Annotated in this window: 19 protein-coding genes and 1 rRNA gene; all 20 read left to right on the top strand. The window is 38.5% G+C overall.

The window, feature by feature from the left end:
- Nucleotides 1–83 precede the first annotated feature (83 nt).
- Nucleotides 84–287, top strand: coding sequence for a DUF951 domain-containing protein (locus G575_RS0108880; protein ID WP_027972420.1), 204 nt, complete (start codon nucleotides 84–86; stop codon nucleotides 285–287).
- 103 nt (nucleotides 288–390) lie between these two features.
- Nucleotides 391–735: a helix-turn-helix domain-containing protein gene (locus G575_RS0108875; RefSeq protein ID WP_027972419.1), complete on the top strand. Its 345-nt coding sequence runs from the start codon at nucleotides 391–393 to the stop codon at nucleotides 733–735.
- A 92-nt stretch (nucleotides 736–827) separates the two neighbouring features.
- Nucleotides 828–1,943, top strand: coding sequence for a redox-regulated ATPase YchF (ychF, locus tag G575_RS0108870; RefSeq protein ID WP_027972418.1), 1,116 nt, complete (start codon nucleotides 828–830; stop codon nucleotides 1,941–1,943).
- A 12-nt stretch (nucleotides 1,944–1,955) separates the two neighbouring features.
- On the top strand, nucleotides 1,956–2,288 hold the full coding sequence (locus tag G575_RS0108865; protein ID WP_245562410.1) for an immunity 51 family protein: 333 nt from the start codon (nucleotides 1,956–1,958) through the stop codon (nucleotides 2,286–2,288).
- A gap of 73 nt (nucleotides 2,289–2,361) precedes the next feature.
- The gene (gene pth, locus G575_RS0108860; RefSeq protein WP_027972416.1) at nucleotides 2,362–2,931 is read left to right on the top strand and encodes an aminoacyl-tRNA hydrolase; all 570 of its coding nucleotides are present in this window, start codon (nucleotides 2,362–2,364) and stop codon (nucleotides 2,929–2,931) included.
- A complete protein-coding gene (mfd, locus tag G575_RS0108855) occupies nucleotides 2,924–6,427 on the top strand; it encodes a transcription-repair coupling factor (RefSeq protein ID WP_027972415.1) in 3,504 nt (1,167 codons plus the stop codon). Before pth ends, mfd begins: the two co-directional genes overlap by 8 nt.
- Nucleotides 6,428–6,565: 138 nt before the next feature.
- Nucleotides 6,566–7,123, top strand: a complete 558-nt coding sequence (locus G575_RS0108850; RefSeq protein WP_027972414.1) for a helix-turn-helix domain-containing protein — start codon at nucleotides 6,566–6,568, stop codon at nucleotides 7,121–7,123.
- 647 nt (nucleotides 7,124–7,770) lie between these two features.
- A complete protein-coding gene (locus tag G575_RS12220; protein ID WP_156874742.1) occupies nucleotides 7,771–7,947 on the top strand; it encodes a hypothetical protein in 177 nt (58 codons plus the stop codon).
- A 109-nt stretch (nucleotides 7,948–8,056) separates the two neighbouring features.
- Nucleotides 8,057–8,254 carry a hypothetical protein gene (locus tag G575_RS0108835; RefSeq protein ID WP_027972412.1) on the top strand — a complete coding sequence of 66 codons (198 nt, stop codon included), beginning with the start codon at nucleotides 8,057–8,059 and terminating at the stop codon, nucleotides 8,252–8,254.
- Complete coding sequence (locus tag G575_RS11970) at nucleotides 8,241–8,405, top strand: class IIb bacteriocin, lactobin A/cerein 7B family (protein ID WP_083958897.1); 165 nt, start codon at nucleotides 8,241–8,243, stop codon at nucleotides 8,403–8,405. The genes G575_RS0108835 and G575_RS11970 overlap by 14 nt, the downstream gene beginning before the upstream one ends.
- A gap of 22 nt (nucleotides 8,406–8,427) precedes the next feature.
- The gene (locus tag G575_RS12215; protein ID WP_156874741.1) at nucleotides 8,428–8,589 is read left to right on the top strand and encodes a hypothetical protein; all 162 of its coding nucleotides are present in this window, start codon (nucleotides 8,428–8,430) and stop codon (nucleotides 8,587–8,589) included.
- A 740-nt stretch (nucleotides 8,590–9,329) separates the two neighbouring features.
- Nucleotides 9,330–9,605: an RNA-binding S4 domain-containing protein gene (locus G575_RS0108815; protein WP_027972411.1), complete on the top strand. Its 276-nt coding sequence runs from the start codon at nucleotides 9,330–9,332 to the stop codon at nucleotides 9,603–9,605.
- Nucleotides 9,589–9,963, top strand: coding sequence for an FtsB family cell division protein (locus G575_RS0108810; protein WP_027972410.1), 375 nt, complete (start codon nucleotides 9,589–9,591; stop codon nucleotides 9,961–9,963). Before G575_RS0108815 ends, G575_RS0108810 begins: the two co-directional genes overlap by 17 nt.
- Nucleotide 9,964: 1 nt before the next feature.
- Nucleotides 9,965–10,099, top strand: coding sequence for an SP_0009 family protein (locus tag G575_RS12470; RefSeq protein ID WP_037622947.1), 135 nt, complete (start codon nucleotides 9,965–9,967; stop codon nucleotides 10,097–10,099).
- Between the two features lie 19 nt (nucleotides 10,100–10,118).
- A complete protein-coding gene (locus G575_RS0108800) occupies nucleotides 10,119–11,402 on the top strand; it encodes a serine hydrolase (protein ID WP_027972409.1) in 1,284 nt (427 codons plus the stop codon).
- Nucleotides 11,399–12,664, top strand: a complete 1,266-nt coding sequence (gene tilS, locus G575_RS0108795; protein WP_027972408.1) for a tRNA lysidine(34) synthetase TilS — start codon at nucleotides 11,399–11,401, stop codon at nucleotides 12,662–12,664. Before G575_RS0108800 ends, tilS begins: the two co-directional genes overlap by 4 nt.
- A gap of 4 nt (nucleotides 12,665–12,668) precedes the next feature.
- Complete coding sequence (gene hpt, locus G575_RS0108790; protein WP_027972407.1) at nucleotides 12,669–13,211, top strand: hypoxanthine phosphoribosyltransferase; 543 nt, start codon at nucleotides 12,669–12,671, stop codon at nucleotides 13,209–13,211.
- Nucleotides 13,212–13,221: 10 nt separating this feature from the next.
- Complete coding sequence (gene ftsH, locus G575_RS0108785) at nucleotides 13,222–15,180, top strand: ATP-dependent zinc metalloprotease FtsH (RefSeq protein ID WP_027972406.1); 1,959 nt, start codon at nucleotides 13,222–13,224, stop codon at nucleotides 15,178–15,180.
- Nucleotides 15,181–15,266: 86 nt separating this feature from the next.
- Complete coding sequence (locus G575_RS0108780; RefSeq protein WP_037622946.1) at nucleotides 15,267–16,655, top strand: amino acid permease; 1,389 nt, start codon at nucleotides 15,267–15,269, stop codon at nucleotides 16,653–16,655.
- Between the two features lie 424 nt (nucleotides 16,656–17,079).
- Nucleotides 17,080–17,172: ribosomal RNA gene (locus G575_RS0108775) — 16S ribosomal RNA — on the top strand; the annotation flags it as partial.

The following is a 17,172-nucleotide window of genomic DNA, read 5'->3' as shown; positions in this document are numbered from 1 at the left end:
GCCTAATGGCGGAGTTTTTTTGATGATAGCAGAGCAGATAAGTTTTTGATATAATGACAAAAAAGAAATCTAAAGGAGCATTTATGTACCAATTAGGAACCTTTGTCGAAATGAAAAAGCCTCATGCCTGTGTCATTAAATCGACCGGCAAGAAGGCAAATAAGTGGGAGGTTGTTCGTCTGGGAGCGGATATTAAAATCCGTTGCAGCAACTGTGACCATGTGGTCATGATGAGCCGACATGATTTTGAACGAAAAATGAAACAAGTTCTACCAAGTGAAGCCTAGTTGACAGTTTGCAACTGCTGGTTGCGAATTTTTCATAAAAAGTGCTAATCAACCATTCCGTTCTAAACTATAATAGACTTAGAAAAAAGAGGAGGAAATAATCATGAAGCAGTTAGCACAGCAAATTCGAGTTTTACGCACAGCCAAGAACCTATCACAAGATGAATTGGCAGAGAAACTCTATATTTCCCGTCAGGCTGTTTCCAAGTGGGAAAATGGCGAAGCCACGCCAGATATTGACAAACTGGTCCAGCTAGCAGAAATCTTTGGTGTTAGTCTGGATTATCTGGTTTTAGGAAAAGAGCCTGAGAAGGAAATTGTGGTGGAACAACTAGGAAAAATGAATGTTTGGGAGTTTCTTGCTAATTATTGGTGGGTTCTTATCCCAATCATGATAATAGCCTTTGGCTTATTTGCTGCAGCGATGAGAATTTTGCAGAAATTTTGATAAATCTTACAATCCTATCATTTGGCAGGATTTTTCTCATCTTTTCTGCTATAATAGTCATGATTGAATTTTTAATTGGAGAGTAAAAAAACATGGCTTTAACAGCAGGAATCGTCGGTTTGCCAAACGTTGGTAAATCAACCCTATTTAACGCAATTACCAAGGCAGGAGCAGAGGCAGCAAACTATCCTTTCGCGACCATTGATCCAAACGTCGGCATGGTAGAAGTGCCTGATGAGCGTTTGCAGAAGTTGACAGAGCTCATCACCCCTAAAAAGACAGTGCCAACGACTTTTGAATTTACCGATATTGCCGGCATCGTAAAAGGTGCCTCTAAAGGTGAAGGACTTGGAAACAAATTCTTGGCCAATATCCGTGAGGTTGATGCCATTGTCCACGTGGTGCGTGCCTTTGATGATGAAAATGTCATGCGTGAACAAGGCCGTGAAGACGCCTTTGTTGACCCAATCGCAGATATTGACACTATTAACCTAGAATTGATTTTGGCGGACCTAGAGAGTATCAACAAGCGTTATGCGCGTGTAGAAAAAATGGCCCGTACACAAAAAGACAAGGATTCTGTCGCAGAATTTGCAGTCCTTGAAAAAATCAAACCTGTCCTAGAAGACGGAAGATCTGCCCGTACAGTTGACTTCACAGATGAAGAACAAAAAATCGTTAAGCAACTCTTCCTCTTGACCACTAAACCAGTCCTCTATGTTGCCAACGTCGATGAAGACAAGGTAGCAGATCCTGACTCTATCAGCTATGTGCAGCAAATCCGTGACTTTGCGGCAACAGAAAATGCAGAAGTGGTGGTCATTTCAGCCCGTGCAGAAGAAGAAATTTCAGAACTAGACGATGAAGACAAGGGTGAGTTTTTGGAAGCACTTGGTTTAACAGAATCTGGCGTGGATAAATTGACCCGTGCAGCCTACCACTTGCTTGGACTTGGCACCTACTTTACAGCAGGGGAAAAAGAGGTGCGTGCTTGGACCTTTAAGCGTGGTATGAAAGCCCCTCAATGTGCTGGTATTATCCACTCAGACTTTGAAAAAGGCTTTATCCGTGCCGTCACCATGTCCTATGATGATTTGATTCAGTACGGCTCTGAGAAAGCTGTTAAGGAAGCTGGACGCCTTCGTGAAGAAGGAAAAGAGTATGTGGTTCAAGATGGGGATATCATGGAATTCCGCTTTAACGTTTAAAGGAGATATATGATGTCTGAATTTACACCATTTTTCTTGACGGAACACGGCGACTCTACTTCGCTTTGTCTGGAGGTTGGTAGTTATTTACAGGATTTGTTTGATAGCAGAGCTGATGAGGGTTTTGAAGGAAATGGCTATGATTGGGAAGGTCTAGCGCGTGTTTTTTTAGAAGAAAAAAGACCAGATTTATCTGAGGAGATTGACTTTGATTCCGAGGGAAGTATGTTCTGTGCTTACTCAACGAATTCAGCTGTTTTGAAAGACTTTGCCCTAGCATTCAAACAAGCATGTGATAACACAGATTTAATTACAGACCTCTTTAGTAGGGCAGAATTAGACTAACAAAGTGGTTGGAAAAGAGTTTCCAGCCTTTTTGGTCTTTGGTAAAAAAGAAAAATATAGAAAGAGAACAAAAGTGGTTAAATTGATTGTTGGTCTGGGAAATCCAGGCTCTAAGTACCATGAAACCAAGCACAATATCGGCTTCATGGCCATAGATTTATTAGCAAAAGAATTATCTGTCAACTTTTCAGAAAATAAAACCTTTAAAGCAGAGGTTGGCTCTGCATTTTTAGAAGGGGAGAAGGTTTATCTCGTTAAGCCGACGACCTTTATGAATCTATCAGGCTTAGCTGTTCGTGCTTTATTGGCTTATTATAATATCCCCATTGAGGATTTTATTGTTATTTATGATGATTTGGATATGGATTTAGGAAAGATTCGTTTTCGTCAAAAAGGTTCTGCAGGCGGACACAATGGCATTAAGTCTATCATTGCAGAAACAGGGACTCAAGTGTTTGACCGTATCAAAGTCGGTATTGGTCGACCAAAATCTGGCAAGTCTGTGCCTAACCATGTTTTAGGAAAATTTGAAGATGACGATTACATTACTATTCAACAAACCTTAGATAAGGTAGTTGAGTCGCTCCGCTATTATCTAAAAACCAATGACTTTGAAGCAACCATGAGGCATTATAATGGCTGATATTTTAGGTGTATTTGGCCAACATAAAAGCCTGCAGGAGTGGCAAGATAAAGGGAGTTTGCTAGCGCGTCAGTTAGTTATGGGGTTTTCTGGTGCCACGAAAACTCTGGCTATTGCTTCTTACTTTAAGCAAAATGCTGGAAAATTGGTGATTGTGACTGCCACTCAAAATGAGGCTGATCATCTTGCTAGTGATTTAGCAAGTTTGGTGGGAGAAAACCACATTTACCAATTTTTTGCAGATGATATGGCGGCTGCGGAGTTTATCCTAGCTTCAAAAGATAAGGCTGTTGCGCGTGTCAATGCGTTGAATTTTCTCTTAGATGATTCTGCAACAGGCATTCTTTTGGTTAGTTTGGTAGGGACGCGTGTGCTCTTGCCAAACCCTAGGGACTATGTAGCTCAGCTTTTGACCCTAAGAGTAGGTAGTGAAGTCGACCTGGAGTTTTTAACGCATCAGCTGATTACCATGGGATATATCAAGGTTAATCAGGTCATGAGCCCAGGGGAGTTTAGCCGTCGCGGGGATATTTTAGATATCTATGACAGTAAAAGTGATCAGACTTATCGTCTGGAGTTTTTTGGCGATGAGATTGATGGGATTAGGCGTTTTGACACGGAAAGCCAGAAATCTCTAGAGACTTTGGAAGAGATTTTACTTAGCCCAGCTGATGATATGGTGTTGACCCGTGATGATTTCGAGCGAGGCATTAGCCGACTGGAAAAGGCTTTGCAAAAATCAGACAAGGCTAGTCCGCAATATGCCTATCTAAGTGAAGTCCTAGAGGTCTCAAAAGATGGCTACAAACATAAAGATTTACGGAAGTTTTTATCTTATTTCTACGAAAAGACCTATACTCTCTTAGATTATCTCCCAATAGGAACACCAATCTTTTTTGATGATTTTCAAAAATTGATAGACCGTAACGCTCGTTTTGATCTCGAAGTGGCAACGTACTTGACAGATGGTTTACAGCAAGGAAAGGCGATATCTGACCAAACTTACTTTGCAGAATCCTATCCGTCACTAAGAGCTTATCAACCTGCGACAGTCTTTTCAAATTTCCACAAAGGTCTGGGCAACATTAAGTTTAACGTGATTCACAATTTCACCCAGTACCCTATGCAGGAGTTTTTCAATCAATTTCCCATGTTGGTAGATGAGGTGCATCGCTATCAGAAAAATCGTGCGACGGTGTTACTTCAGTCAGATAGTTTTGCAGGTCTTGAAAAATTACAGGCAACCTTGTCTGAATATGGCCTAGACTTACCGATTGTTGAGGCAGATGACGTTCAGATTGGTCAAGTACAGCTCATACAAGGTCATCTCTCAAATGGTTTTTACTTTGCAGATCAAAAGTTGGTCTTGATAACGGAAAAAGAAATTTTCCATAAAAAAGTCAAACGTCGCATTCGTCGTCAGCATGTTAGCAATGCCGAGCGTCTCAAGGATTACAATGAGCTGGAAAAAGGGGATTATGTTGTTCATCAGGTTCATGGTATCGGTAAGTATCTAGGTATTGAAACCATTGAAATTAAAGGGATTCACCGTGATTATGTCACCATTCAGTACCAAGACGCTTCGACAATTTCTTTACCAGTTGAGCAGATTGAGACTCTGTCCAAGTATGTTTCGGCAGATGGCAAAGAACCCAAAATTAACAAGCTTAATGATGGGCGTTTTCAAAAGACCAAATCTAAGGTTACAAAGCAAGTCGAAGACATCGCAGATGACCTGCTAAAACTCTACGCGGAACGTAGCCAACTGAAAGGCTTTGCTTTTTCTCCTGATGATGAAAGTCAAAGGGAATTTGATGATGATTTTCCTTACGCAGAGACAGAAGACCAGCTGCGCTCTGTCAAGGAAATCAAAAAAGATATGGAGTCAGATAGCCCCATGGATCGTCTCTTGGTGGGAGATGTTGGGTTTGGTAAGACAGAAGTCGCCATGCGAGCAGCCTTTAAAGCTGTCAATGACAACAAACAAGTGGCTGTCTTGGTACCAACCACAGTCCTTGCTCAGCAGCACTATACCAACTTCAAAGAGCGTTTTGAAAATTACGCGGTCAATGTCGGTGTTCTCAGCCGTTTTCAAAGTAAAAAAGAGCAATCAGAAACCCTTGAAAAATTATCAAAAGGTCAGATTGACATCATCATCGGTACGCATCGTCTCCTGTCAAAAGATGTTACGTTTTCAGATTTGGGTTTGATTGTCATTGACGAAGAACAGCGTTTTGGTGTCAAGCACAAGGAAAAACTCAAAGAGCTTAAGACAAAGGTTGATGTGCTGACCTTGACAGCAACGCCGATTCCTAGAACCTTACACATGTCCATGCTTGGCATTCGTGATTTGTCGGTTATTGAAACCCCACCGACCAATCGCTATCCAGTTCAGACTTATGTCATGGAAACTAATCCGGGACTGATTCGTGAAGCAATCTTGCGGGAAATGGATCGCGGTGGTCAGGTATTTTACGTTTACAATAAGGTGGATACCATCGATCAGAAGGTTTCCGAATTGCAAGAGTTAGTACCTGAGGCTTCTATTGGCTTTGTCCATGGGCAGATGAGTGAAGTTTTACTGGAAAATACCCTGCTTGACTTTATTGATGGTGCTTACGATGTGCTGGTGGCAACGACGATTATTGAGACAGGTGTCGATATTTCAAATGTCAATACCCTTTTCATTGAGAATGCCGATCACATGGGACTGTCTACCCTTTATCAATTACGTGGGCGCGTGGGTCGTAGTAATCGTATCGCTTATGCTTATCTCATGTACCGTCCTGACAAGATTTTGACGGAAGTTTCGGAAAAAAGGCTAGACGCTATCAAAGGCTTTACAGAACTGGGCTCTGGATTTAAAATTGCCATGCGAGATTTATCCATTCGCGGAGCTGGCAATATCTTAGGTGCATCGCAGAGTGGTTTCATTGATTCCGTTGGGTTTGAGCTCTATTCCCAATTACTTGAAGAAGCTATCGCTAAAAAACAAGGCAAATCACAAGCTCGCCGTAAGGGCAACGCTGAAATTAGCCTGCAAATTGATGCCTATTTGCCGAGTGATTATATGACAGATGAGCGCCAAAAAATCGAAATTTACAAACGCATTCGTGAATTGGAGACCAGGGAAGATTATCAGAATCTTCAAGATGAGCTCATAGATCGCTTTGGCGAGTACCCAGACCAAGTGGCCTATCTCCTTGAAATCGGCCTTGTTAAAGCTTATATGGATGCTGTTTTTGCCGAGTTGGTTGAGAAAAAAGATAACAACCTCACGGTTCGTTTTGAAAAAGCTGCGCAAGCCATGTTTTTAACGCAAGATTTCTTTGAGGCTCTATCTAAGACAAATCTTAAAGCTCGTATCAGTGAGCATCAAGGAAAAATCGAAGTCATCTTTGATATCCGAAACAAAAAAGATTATGAGATACTAGAAGAACTCGTCACCTTTGGTGAGGCCTTTGTCCAAATCAAAGAACGCAAACAGACAGATTGACAAGACAGTCAAGGTCATGAAAAAGGCATCATATCAAGCTGTCAAAGACTTTTGTCACATAAAAACGTAGTCTGACAAAGCCGTTTTATGGTAAACTTGATAAAAAAGATTAGACTGAAATGATCAAGGAGATCAAAAATGGAGTTACACAAGCGTTTAGTTGATTTACGAAAAAGTCGAGATTTCTCACAAGAGAAGTTAGCAGAGAAACTTTATGTGTCGCGTCAGACGATTTCTAACTGGGAACGTGGTAAAACCTATCCAGATATCAACTCACTCTTGTTAATAGCAACATGTTTCGATGTCTCCTTGGATAATCTAATCAAAGGAGATCTGGATATGATGAAACATCACGTTGACCAATCGCAATTGAAGAAGTGGCTTATTATAGGAGGGACTTCTTGGTTTCTTTTTTCAATTGTCTTTCCAACTCGCTATTTATTTTCTGTTAAATGGGTGTCAGGAATATTATTTTTACTCTTACTACCAGTGTTTTATTCAGCCTTTCAGGTGTTCTACATCCTGAAAAATCGAGAGTTGAAAACTTATGCCGACATTCTCAATTTTTTAAATCCGGCGAAAAAGGTGACAACAAGCCTTTCAAGTGAGCTTTGGTTTGCTGCTGGTTTGATAATGGCTATTTTTATTATTTTCTTTGCTGGTACCGTGGTGTCTGCATTGTTATTTTTCAAGTAGAGAGAATATCATATTCTCTCTTTTTAATATTTTCAAGATAAACTTTAAATGCTCCGCTATTTTTCAAAAAAAAACGAATAATAAAATGAAAGGAGCTGAGAAAATGAACTGGTTAAAATATCTTAGATACATTATTATTATGCTTTGATTGAAAATACAAACGTCATAACAATCATAAAAATCGAAAGGAAAAAAGACTATGACAAATTTTGAAACAATGGATAAGATGGACATTAACTTTGTAGAAATTTCAGATCAAGAATTGACGGACATTTAGGGTGGGTTAATTATTACATTTACAGCAGGTGGGGTTGTGTTGTTTTCAATAACTGGGAAAGCGTTGGCAGCGAGCAGTTTGATTGCAGCAGGAGCCATTGCAGGATATTTCATGCCATAAGGAGATGTAAATGAAAAAAGGGGTTGTTATTACTGAGAGGCATGTTTTATTTACAGTGGTCCTGTCTTATTCACTATTTTTAACATACACATTTTTATCAAATACTTTTGAACTAGAAATGCTAGTCCCGTATTGTTTTTTTAGTGTAGGTGTATTTTTGAGTAAAGTTGAACGTAAGATAAAATTGCTAGAAATCAAAATAGATAAGAGTAATTAATTTTGTAAATCATATAGAAATAGGAGTATCTTAATGATGGATAATGTTACCAGTTTTAATGAGAAATTAAATGCTAACTGCCTCACTAGTGAAGAATTAGAAGAAATTACTGGAGGAGAACTTATTATTACAGCTGCACTAATTGCTAAGGGGATTAGCTTTTTAGCGACTGGTTGGCAGATTGGTAGGTATTTGAAACAACATTTTTAATAAGTAACGACCCAATTCATTAGATTTTAGTATGGATTAGGTTTTTGGTAACATTTGGTGTGGGTGTAAGATTAACCTATTATGCTAATTGTCCTTAGTAGGTGATTATATGAAAAATAAATTAGAGTTGTTAGAAATAGCCATTGCTTCTATATCAGTAATCGGAGCAACTATATATGTGCTAAATGACTTAAAATTAGTAGCGGTTAAATGTCCCATAGAACCTATGTATTTGTCTATGATGTGTCTGATGGGGATTACATTTATCAAAGAATTAAAAGGAGAAAAATCATATGACAAGCTTTAAAACAAGTGATAAGATGAACACTAACTTTGTGGCACTTTCAGAACAAGAATTGATGGAAACTGATGGTGGTATTGGTATTATTGCAGCCGGACTAATTGTTTTGGGTGTCGCTTATGGTAGTGGATTAATTGTAGGTTTATCAGGTCGTTAATATAGAGGGAGTAATTGAGAATATGAATCATACATTTGAAATGATGGATAAAACATTTACAACTTTATCAGAAGTTGAACTAATTGATGTAACTGGCGGTGAGTGGCCTGGAGAAGGATTGGTAAGAGCTGTATTTGATATCGGACGACAAACAGGAAGAGCCATTCGCAGTTGGTTTAGATAAGGGTTGATATGAAAAAATTTTTCGAGGAAAAAATGGATATAAAGAGTATTTTTGAATGTATTGCAGTACTCATTTTTCTACCAGGACTTGTGCGAGGCATGTTCTATGTCGGGCGTGAAGTTGGCGTAGCAATTGCTAGTCTGTTTTAACTTATTATGCAACAAAAAGCTGATGCATTTGCACCAGCTTTTTTATCATAGTTCAACCTAATACCTCTTATTACCAATCTGGTGGAGGACCTGATGGTAACTGGTAAAACATCCAAATAGCTAAAGCGAATAACATAAATCCTAAAATGAGTAATGCTAATAAAATATAGACCAGTTTTTTCATAAACGATACCAGTAATTATGAACTACATTTCCATATCCATTTGCAGAAAATAAAGCATGGAATGTTCCAATTTTATAATATTGTTATTTGATAAAACAACTTGATTTTCCCCTCATAAACTCCTTTCTAACAAGTCATTATACGTTTTTCACCTCTACACTATACACCCAATTAAAAAAAATTCAAGTCTATTTTTGTAATCGTTTTTATGGTATAATATAAGGGTTGATGGCATTTTAAAGATAGTTTTGATTAATCAAATTTAGTAGTGTTTGCATTGTTATTTTCAAGTAGGGAGAATGTGATATTCTCTCTTTTTAACATTTCCGTGACAAAGGCTAAATGCTCTGCTATTTTTCAAAAAAAGTGATAGAATAATAACGATAGACTAAAAATAGAGGCAAATCATGAGATTAGATAAGTATTTGAAGGTGTCACGCATCATTAAACGCCGTACAGTGGCTAAAGAAGTGGCAGATAAAGGACGCATCAAAGTAAATGGTATCTTAGCCAAATCATCAACTGACCTCAAATCAGGTGATGAGGTTGAGGTACGCTTTGGCAATAAATTGCTGACAGTGCGTGTGCTTGAAATGAAAGATTCCACAAAAAAAGAAGATGCTGATAAAATGTATGACATTATCAGTGAGACAAGGATAGAGAAAGATGAACAAGAAGTCTAGTGTTGTCCAACTTAATAATGAATTTATTCAAAATGAAGCGCAACGTCGTCGCTATAAGGAGGAAGAAGATAGAAAACGCCATCGCTTTATTGCCTATGTGATGGTTATTATCATGTTACTTTTTATCCTACCAACCTTTAATTTAGTCTCAAGCTATGTCAAGTTACAAGACAAAAAAGAAGAAGTGATTACCTTAAAGCAACAGCTAGAGCAACTAGCTGAGGACACGAAGGCAAAGCAAACCTTAGCAGAGCAACTAAAAGATGAAGAATTTATCCTAAAATACGCACGCGCTAAATACTATTATTCTCGAGAAGGCGAAGTCGTCTACTCGACACCGGACTTACTACCAAAATAATATGGAACAGTTAATCAAGACAGTAGAAACTTTTTTGGCTTATTCGGAAGAAAAGTTAGAAGAACTCGCTGAAAAAAATCATAGGTTGAAAGAACGACCTGAAAAGGATTTTACCGATAAAGATATCAATTTATAGATTGGAGAGAGGAAGTAGCATGAGAAAACTTTTAGCCCTATTTTTAGTGCCTGTTTTTTTTGCGCCTCTTCAAATCGATAGTAGTGAAAAAAATGTCAAGGATGCTAGCTCGCAAGTTAAGTATCAACTCACTAAAACCTTGACAAATCAGATTTTGGATTACACAAGTATTCCTAAAAATCCTATAACTATGGCAGAGGTTATTGTTTATCAAGATCAAAACTTAACGGAAATGATAGGAACCATTCCGCCCAAAACGACTCTTGATATTTTACATATGACAATCAATAATAACTTAAAACCTGTTTTCGAATTGGCAGATGGTAGCTTTATTCTTGCCAGTCAACAAGAGATTTTCTCTGATTTGGTTTTGTCAGAGGATGCTTATCAAGCAGATTTCTGGTTAAAACCTGGTTTTTCTGTTTATCAACAACCTTATCTGATGGGAACATCAGCAGTGACAACACTGCTTGAACCCTACACAAAAGTTCATGTGATTAAAAAGGCCAAGACTTTTAGTGGTGTTTATTATAAAATCAGTGACTATGGTTGGGTCTCAGCAGAGTTTCTCTCAAACACAGATAATCGCATGGAGAAAGTTCAGCAGTTACTAGATAGCCAATACCAATATTCAAAAATTTCGGTTTCTGTTAAACAACTTTCGACAAAATTGTCAGCTGGGGTAAATCAGGAACAAATGATGTACTCAGCAAGTATCAGTAAGCTGCCCCTTTTATATTATGTTCAACACTTGCTCGACGAAGGAAAAATTTCTCCTGAAGATAAGCTAAAATATGTTGCTGAAGTCAACAGTTTCAAAGGTGCTTTTGACCCATCTGGAGCAGGTTCTATCAGCAAGGTTGCTGACGAAAAAGACTATAGTGTTGAGCAGTTGCTAAAGGCTATCTCGCAAGAATCTGATAATGTAGCAACAAATATTCTGGCTTATTATATCGCGGATCAGTACGGTAAAGATTATCAAGAATTTATGGCTGCTTACCCCGGTTGGGATATGGATCATCGTAACCTGTCTGCAGAGACGGCCGCTAATCTTATGGTAGCTATCTATGAGCAAAATGGGCAGATTATTGATTACCTGTCACATACGCGTTTTGATGATCAAAGGATTTCAAAAGATATTGATGTCCAGGTTGCTCATAAAACAGGAGATGCCTACGATTTTCGTCACGATGTTGCGATTGTTTATTCAGAGGAGCCTTTTGTACTATCAATTTTCACAGAAAATACTAGCTACGACGACATTTCAGGGATTGCTAAAGAAATTTATACCATTTTAAAATGATCTATCAAACATTATTTGAGCATGTCACTAAACATCACTTTTTTGATCACCATTCCAAGGTTCTTATAGCAGTATCGGGTGGAGTAGATTCGATGAATCTACTGCACTTTTTGTCTTTATACCAAGAAAAGTTGGGAATCACCCTTGGGATTGCACATGTGAATCACAAACAGCGCCCAGAGTCTGATCAAGAAGAATTGTACTTGAGACAATGGGCGAAAGAACAAGGCTTACCTTTTTATTGTTCTTATTTTTCGGGAGTTTTTTCAGAAAAAGCTGCGCGTGATTTTCGTTATTCTTTTTTTAAGCAAGTGATGAATGATGACAAATACACAGCTCTTGTCACAGCTCACCATGCTGATGATCAGGCTGAAACCATATTGATGAAAATGCTTCGTGGCAGTCGTCTACGACATTTGACAGGAATTAAAGCTGTTCAAGATTTCGGTCCAGGTCAGTTGATTAGGCCGCTACTAGCTATCAAAAAATCAGACTTACCTGATACTTTCCACTTTGAAGATGATTCTAACTACAGTAGGCATTATTTACGAAACCGTGTCCGAAATGATTATTTACCATTGTTTCAAAAAGAAAATCCTCAATTTTCAACTTATCTAACCGAATTAGCTAGAGAAATTCAACTTCTTCAGGAAGCTCTAGCAGATTTACTAGCCTCTATTGATATAAGAGATTTAGCTGTTTTCAAGCGACAGAGTCCAGTTTTACAAGAGTTATTATTAGAAAATTACTTGGAGCATTTTCCAGAACTGCAACTCAGTCGTGCCCAGTTTAAACATCTTTTGGCCCTTTTATCTAATGATAAAACCTATCAAATCCCTTTAAAAAATGGTTACGAATGTCAAAAAACTCAAGAAAATTTTAGCATTTATAAAATCAGTCCCAAGACCGATAGCACTCTACAGGTCAAAGTGCTAAAAATAACAGAAACTTGTAGATGCCAAGAGTTTTCATTCCATTTTTCAGAAAGTGGTGAAGGTTATCCTTTAGATAGTCAAGAACCAATTATTCTTAGAAATCGCCAAGCAGAAGATAGGATTGATTTTGGCACATTTAGCAAAACATTGCGCAGACTATTTATTGACGAGAAAGTTCCTCAGAGCGAAAGAGAAAAAGCCATTGTTGGTGAACAAAATGGAAAAATTCTTTTTGTTCAAACGAAGCACAAACTTTATTTGAGAAAATCTCCTGAAAATGTTACAATGAAAGCTACATTAAGTATACAAAAACTAGAAGATAGGTGATGAGATGCTAGAACAAGATATTAAAAAAGTCCTTTTCTCTGAAGAAGATATTCTTATCAAATGTAGGGAATTGGGAGCCCAATTAACTAAGGATTATGCCGGTAAAAACCCTCTCTTGGTTGGTGTTCTTAAAGGCGCAGTCCCTTTTATGGCAGAATTAATCAAGCATATTGATACTCATGTGGAAATGGACTTTATGGTGGTATCAAGTTATCATGGTGGAACCAGTTCAAGTGGTGAAGTTAAGATTTTGAAGGATGTGGATACCAATATTGAAGGTCGAGATGTGATTTTCATTGAAGATATCATTGATACAGGCCGTACCCTTCTTTACCTTCGTGACATGTTTAAATACCGTAAAGCCAACTCTGTTAAGATTGCAACACTTTTTGACAAACCAGAAGGCCGTGTCGTTGATATTGATGCAGACTATGTTTGTTATAATGTGCCGAATGAATTTATTGTCGGTTTTGGTCTTGACTACAATGAAAACTATCGTAATCTACCCTATGTTGGTGTCCTGAAAGAGGAAGTTTATAATAAGTAAGAGAGAATAGATGAATAATAGAAAACCTAATGGACTTATGCGCAATTCCTTTGTGACCATTTTATTACTGGTAACAGCTTTCTTTAGTTTCCAGTTTTTGTTCAGTGGCGCAGGTTCAGAAAGCCATAAAGTAACTTACTCAACCCTAGTAGAACAACTTGAATCAGGTAAAATCAAAGACATTACCTACCAACCTGACGGCGCCATTGTCACAGTGTCAGGAAGCTATAAAGAGCCTCAAGAAGTTGAGAGTGATAGCAGTTTTCTTTTTCTAGGAAATACCAAAACGACCGTTTCAAATTTTTCAAGTACCCTTCTTGCTAGCAATGTTTCTCTAGAAAAACTAGAAAATGCTGCTGATAAAGGTAATACAGAAATTACGGTTAAACCAGAGAGCTCAGTGGGTTCTTGGATCAGCACCCTGTCTATATGGATTCCAATGGGAATTCTAATTTTCTTCATGTTTAACATGATGGGGGCTGGCCAAGGAGGACGCGGAAATGGTCCAATGAGTTTTGGTCGAAGCCGTGCCAAAACGTCAAGTAAAGATACGATTAAAGTTCGTTTCACAGATGTTGCAGGTGCTGAAGAAGAGAAACAAGAACTTGTCGAGGTTGTTGATTTTCTTAAAAACCCTAAAAAATATAAAGCTTTGGGAGCCCGCATTCCTAAGGGTGTTCTTCTTGAAGGCCCTCCAGGGACAGGTAAGACCCTTCTTGCAAAAGCTGTAGCTGGTGAGGCTGGAGTACCGTTTTTCTCAATCTCAGGTTCTGACTTTGTTGAGATGTTTGTCGGTGTTGGTGCTAGTCGTGTCCGTTCTCTTTTTGAGGACGCTAAAAAAGCAGAGCGCGCAATCATCTTTATCGATGAAATTGATGCAGTTGGGCGTCGTCGTGGTGCTGGTATGGGTGGCGGAAATGACGAGCGTGAGCAAACGCTTAACCAACTTTTGATTGAAATGGACGGTTTTGAAGGCAATGAAAATATTATCGTTATTGCAGCAACAAACCGTAGTGATGTTCTAGACCCAGCCCTTCTTCGTCCAGGTCGCTTTGACCGTAAGGTTTTAGTTGGTCAGCCTGATGTTAAAGGTCGAGAAGCAATCCTTCGTGTTCATGCCAAGAATAAACCTCTTGCTGATGATGTTGATCTCAAAGTCGTTGCTCAGCAAACACCAGGTTTCGTTGGTGCGGATTTGGAAAATGTACTTAATGAAGCTGCTCTTGTTGCTGCTCGTCGTGACAAGAAAAAAATCGATGCTTCTGACATTGATGAAGCAGAAGATCGCGTCATTGCTGGACCAGCTAAAAAAGACCGTCAAGTTTCACAACGTGACCGTGAAATTGTAGCTTACCATGAAGCTGGTCATACTATTGTTGGTCTCGTCTTATCTGATGCGCGTGATGTTCATAAGGTTACTATTGTTCCTCGCGGTCGCGCAGGTGGCTATATGATTTCCCTTCCTAAGGAAGATCAAATGTTGCTTTCTAAAGAAAATATGCAGGAGCAATTAGCTGGTCTCATGGGTGGTCGTGTAGCGGAAGAAATTATCTTTAATGTTCAAACAACAGGCGCTTCAAATGACTTTGAGCAAGCAAGTGCTATGGCACGTGCCATGGTTACAGAGTATGGAATGAGTGAAAAACTTGGTCCTGTCCAGTATGCAGGTAGCCATGCTATGCTAGCAGGACAAATTTCTCCAGAGAAAACTTATTCAGAAGAAACGGCTCGGATGATTGATAACGAAGTTCGTGAACTTCTCAATAATGCTCGTAATAAAGCAGCTGATATTATTAATCAAAACCGAGAGACCCACGCTTTAATTGCACAAGCCCTTCTTAAATATGAGACACTTGATGCTGCGCAAATCAAATCCCTCTATGAAACAGGAAAGATGCCTGAAACAACAGAGGAGGAAGAAGCGCACGCTCTTTCTTACGAAGAAATTAAAGAAAAGATGTCTGAATAGAAATAAAATGAGTCCACAGGGCTCATTTTTCTTGTCATAAAATAGTGGGCTGTGGTAAACTAACAAAGTTAAAGAAAAGAGGGATTATGCAATTATTTAGAAAAAAATCAGTTACTGATATAAAAAACCCAATGAAACGTCATCTTGGTGTCCTTGATTTAATCTTTCTGGGCCTAGGTTCAATGGTCGGTACAGGCATATTTACTATCACAGGAAAGGGCGCAGCTAATTACGCGGGACCTGCTTTAGTTGTTTCGATTATTATTTCAGCTATAGCAGTCGGTATTTTTGCTCTCTTTTATGCTGAATTTGCTTCACGAATTCCGGGAAATGGTGGAGCCTACAACTATGTTTACAGCACTTTAGGAGAATTTCCAGCCTGGTTAGTTGGTTGGTATATCATTATGGAATTTATGACAGCTGTTGCTAGTGTTGCAGTCGGTTGGGCCGGTTATTTTAAAGGGTTACTTGCTCAAAGAGGTATCCAGATTCCCAATGCTATCAATGGAACTTTTAATCCTGACAAAGGTCAGTATATAGATTTACTGCCAATTCTAGTGCTATTAGCAGTAACAGGATTAGTTCTTATGAATTCTAAATTTGCTCTAAGATTTAATACAGCACTTGTTGTTTTAAAATTTTCTGCCTTAGCCATTTTTATTGGCATTGGAATTTTCTTCATCAATACGGGAAATTGGGTAGATTTTGCACCTTACGGTTTTGGGCAAGTCTATGGGGGACAAACAGGTATCATGGCTGGAGCATCATTGATGTTTTACGCTTTTTTAGGATTTGAATCGATTTCAATGGCGGTAGATGAAGTCAAAAATCCTCAAAAAAATATTCCAAGGGGAATCATCCTTTCATTGAGTATTGTTACAGTTCTCTATATTACTGTAACGCTCATTCTAACAGGGATGGTTCACTATACACAGTTAAATGTTGATGATGCAGTAGCATTTGCCCTTCGCAGTATTGGCCTCAATTGGGCAGGAAATTACGTTTCCGTAGTAGCCATATTGACTCTAATAACAGTATGTATTTCGATGACCTACGCACTAGCAAGAACAGTATATAGTATCAGTCGTGATGGCCTTTTACCGAAATCATTAAGTAAAGTCACATCAAAACACAAGGTTCCTAAAAACGCTACCTTAGTCATCGGTCTAATGTCTATTATTAGTGCGGGTATTTTTCCCTTAACAACGATTGCAGAATTTTTGAGTATCTGTACTTTAGCTTATCTCATTATAATGGCTATTGCACTTATCAAATTGCGTCGAGATAAAGGTGCTCCAAAGTCATCTGAATTTAAAACTCCTTTGGTGCCGATTTTACCAATTTTATCAATTGTTATCTGTATTGCCCTGATGAGTCAATATCAGACAATTACTTGGTATGCGTTTGGTATTTCAACACTAATAGGATTGTTGATTTATTTCATCTACGGACACAAACATTCAAACGAAGCTTAAAATCTTTTGTGTTAACAAAAAATTTTTCAGACTTCCGAGTAATCTGTAAAATTTTACAGTAAACAAAGAAGTTTCAGTTCTATCTGACCACCAGTACTTTGAAATAACAGGTACTGGTTATTTTATTTTGTTGCCATCAAAGTGAAAATAGCTGATGTTTGATTATTGATGGATACTGGAATTGTCAATGTGTCTTTACAAGAGGACTCTAATTCAATAATGTCCAGTTCCAATTTGTCAAAATTCTATTTTTTTGAAAAAACTATTGACAAGTACCCATCCGTTTGCTAGAATATAGGAGTTGTCTCTTAGGAGAAGACCATTGAAAACTGAACAAGACGAACCAAGTGCGGGTTATGCAAATAACCTGTCAAGAATAAAGAAAAACGGATAAGCCAGAGTGCTTAGCCGGACAAACACTTATATTAATGAGAGTTTGATCCTGGCTCAGGACGAACGCTGGCGGCGTGCCTAATACATGCAAGTAGAACGCTGAGCTTTGGTGCTTGCACTGAAG

Source organism: Streptococcus plurextorum DSM 22810 (assembly GCF_000423745.1).
Lineage (GTDB): Bacteria > Bacillota > Bacilli > Lactobacillales > Streptococcaceae > Streptococcus > Streptococcus plurextorum.
This window is presented reverse-complemented; position numbering and strand designations above follow the sequence as displayed.

Coding starts and splice junctions, on each gene's coding strand:
- G575_RS0108865 (WP_245562410.1), top strand. CDS start 1,956: ATGTCTGAATTTACACCATTTTTCTTGACGGAACACGGCGACTCTACT.
- G575_RS0108835 (WP_027972412.1), top strand. CDS start 8,057: ATGAAAAATAAATTAGAGTTGTTAGAAATAGCCATTGCTTCTATATCA.
- G575_RS0108850 (WP_027972414.1), top strand. CDS start 6,566: ATGGAGTTACACAAGCGTTTAGTTGATTTACGAAAAAGTCGAGATTTC.
- ychF (WP_027972418.1), top strand. CDS start 828: ATGGCTTTAACAGCAGGAATCGTCGGTTTGCCAAACGTTGGTAAATCA.
- hpt (WP_027972407.1), top strand. CDS start 12,669: ATGCTAGAACAAGATATTAAAAAAGTCCTTTTCTCTGAAGAAGATATT.
- G575_RS12220 (WP_156874742.1), top strand. CDS start 7,771: ATGATGGATAATGTTACCAGTTTTAATGAGAAATTAAATGCTAACTGC.
- G575_RS12215 (WP_156874741.1), top strand. CDS start 8,428: ATGAATCATACATTTGAAATGATGGATAAAACATTTACAACTTTATCA.
- G575_RS12470 (WP_037622947.1), top strand. CDS start 9,965: ATGGAACAGTTAATCAAGACAGTAGAAACTTTTTTGGCTTATTCGGAA.
- G575_RS0108880 (WP_027972420.1), top strand. CDS start 84: ATGTACCAATTAGGAACCTTTGTCGAAATGAAAAAGCCTCATGCCTGT.
- G575_RS0108800 (WP_027972409.1), top strand. CDS start 10,119: ATGAGAAAACTTTTAGCCCTATTTTTAGTGCCTGTTTTTTTTGCGCCT.
- G575_RS0108815 (WP_027972411.1), top strand. CDS start 9,330: ATGAGATTAGATAAGTATTTGAAGGTGTCACGCATCATTAAACGCCGT.
- G575_RS0108810 (WP_027972410.1), top strand. CDS start 9,589: ATGAACAAGAAGTCTAGTGTTGTCCAACTTAATAATGAATTTATTCAA.
- tilS (WP_027972408.1), top strand. CDS start 11,399: ATGATCTATCAAACATTATTTGAGCATGTCACTAAACATCACTTTTTT.
- G575_RS0108780 (WP_037622946.1), top strand. CDS start 15,267: ATGCAATTATTTAGAAAAAAATCAGTTACTGATATAAAAAACCCAATG.
- ftsH (WP_027972406.1), top strand. CDS start 13,222: ATGAATAATAGAAAACCTAATGGACTTATGCGCAATTCCTTTGTGACC.
- G575_RS11970 (WP_083958897.1), top strand. CDS start 8,241: ATGACAAGCTTTAAAACAAGTGATAAGATGAACACTAACTTTGTGGCA.
- mfd (WP_027972415.1), top strand. CDS start 2,924: ATGGCTGATATTTTAGGTGTATTTGGCCAACATAAAAGCCTGCAGGAG.
- G575_RS0108875 (WP_027972419.1), top strand. CDS start 391: ATGAAGCAGTTAGCACAGCAAATTCGAGTTTTACGCACAGCCAAGAAC.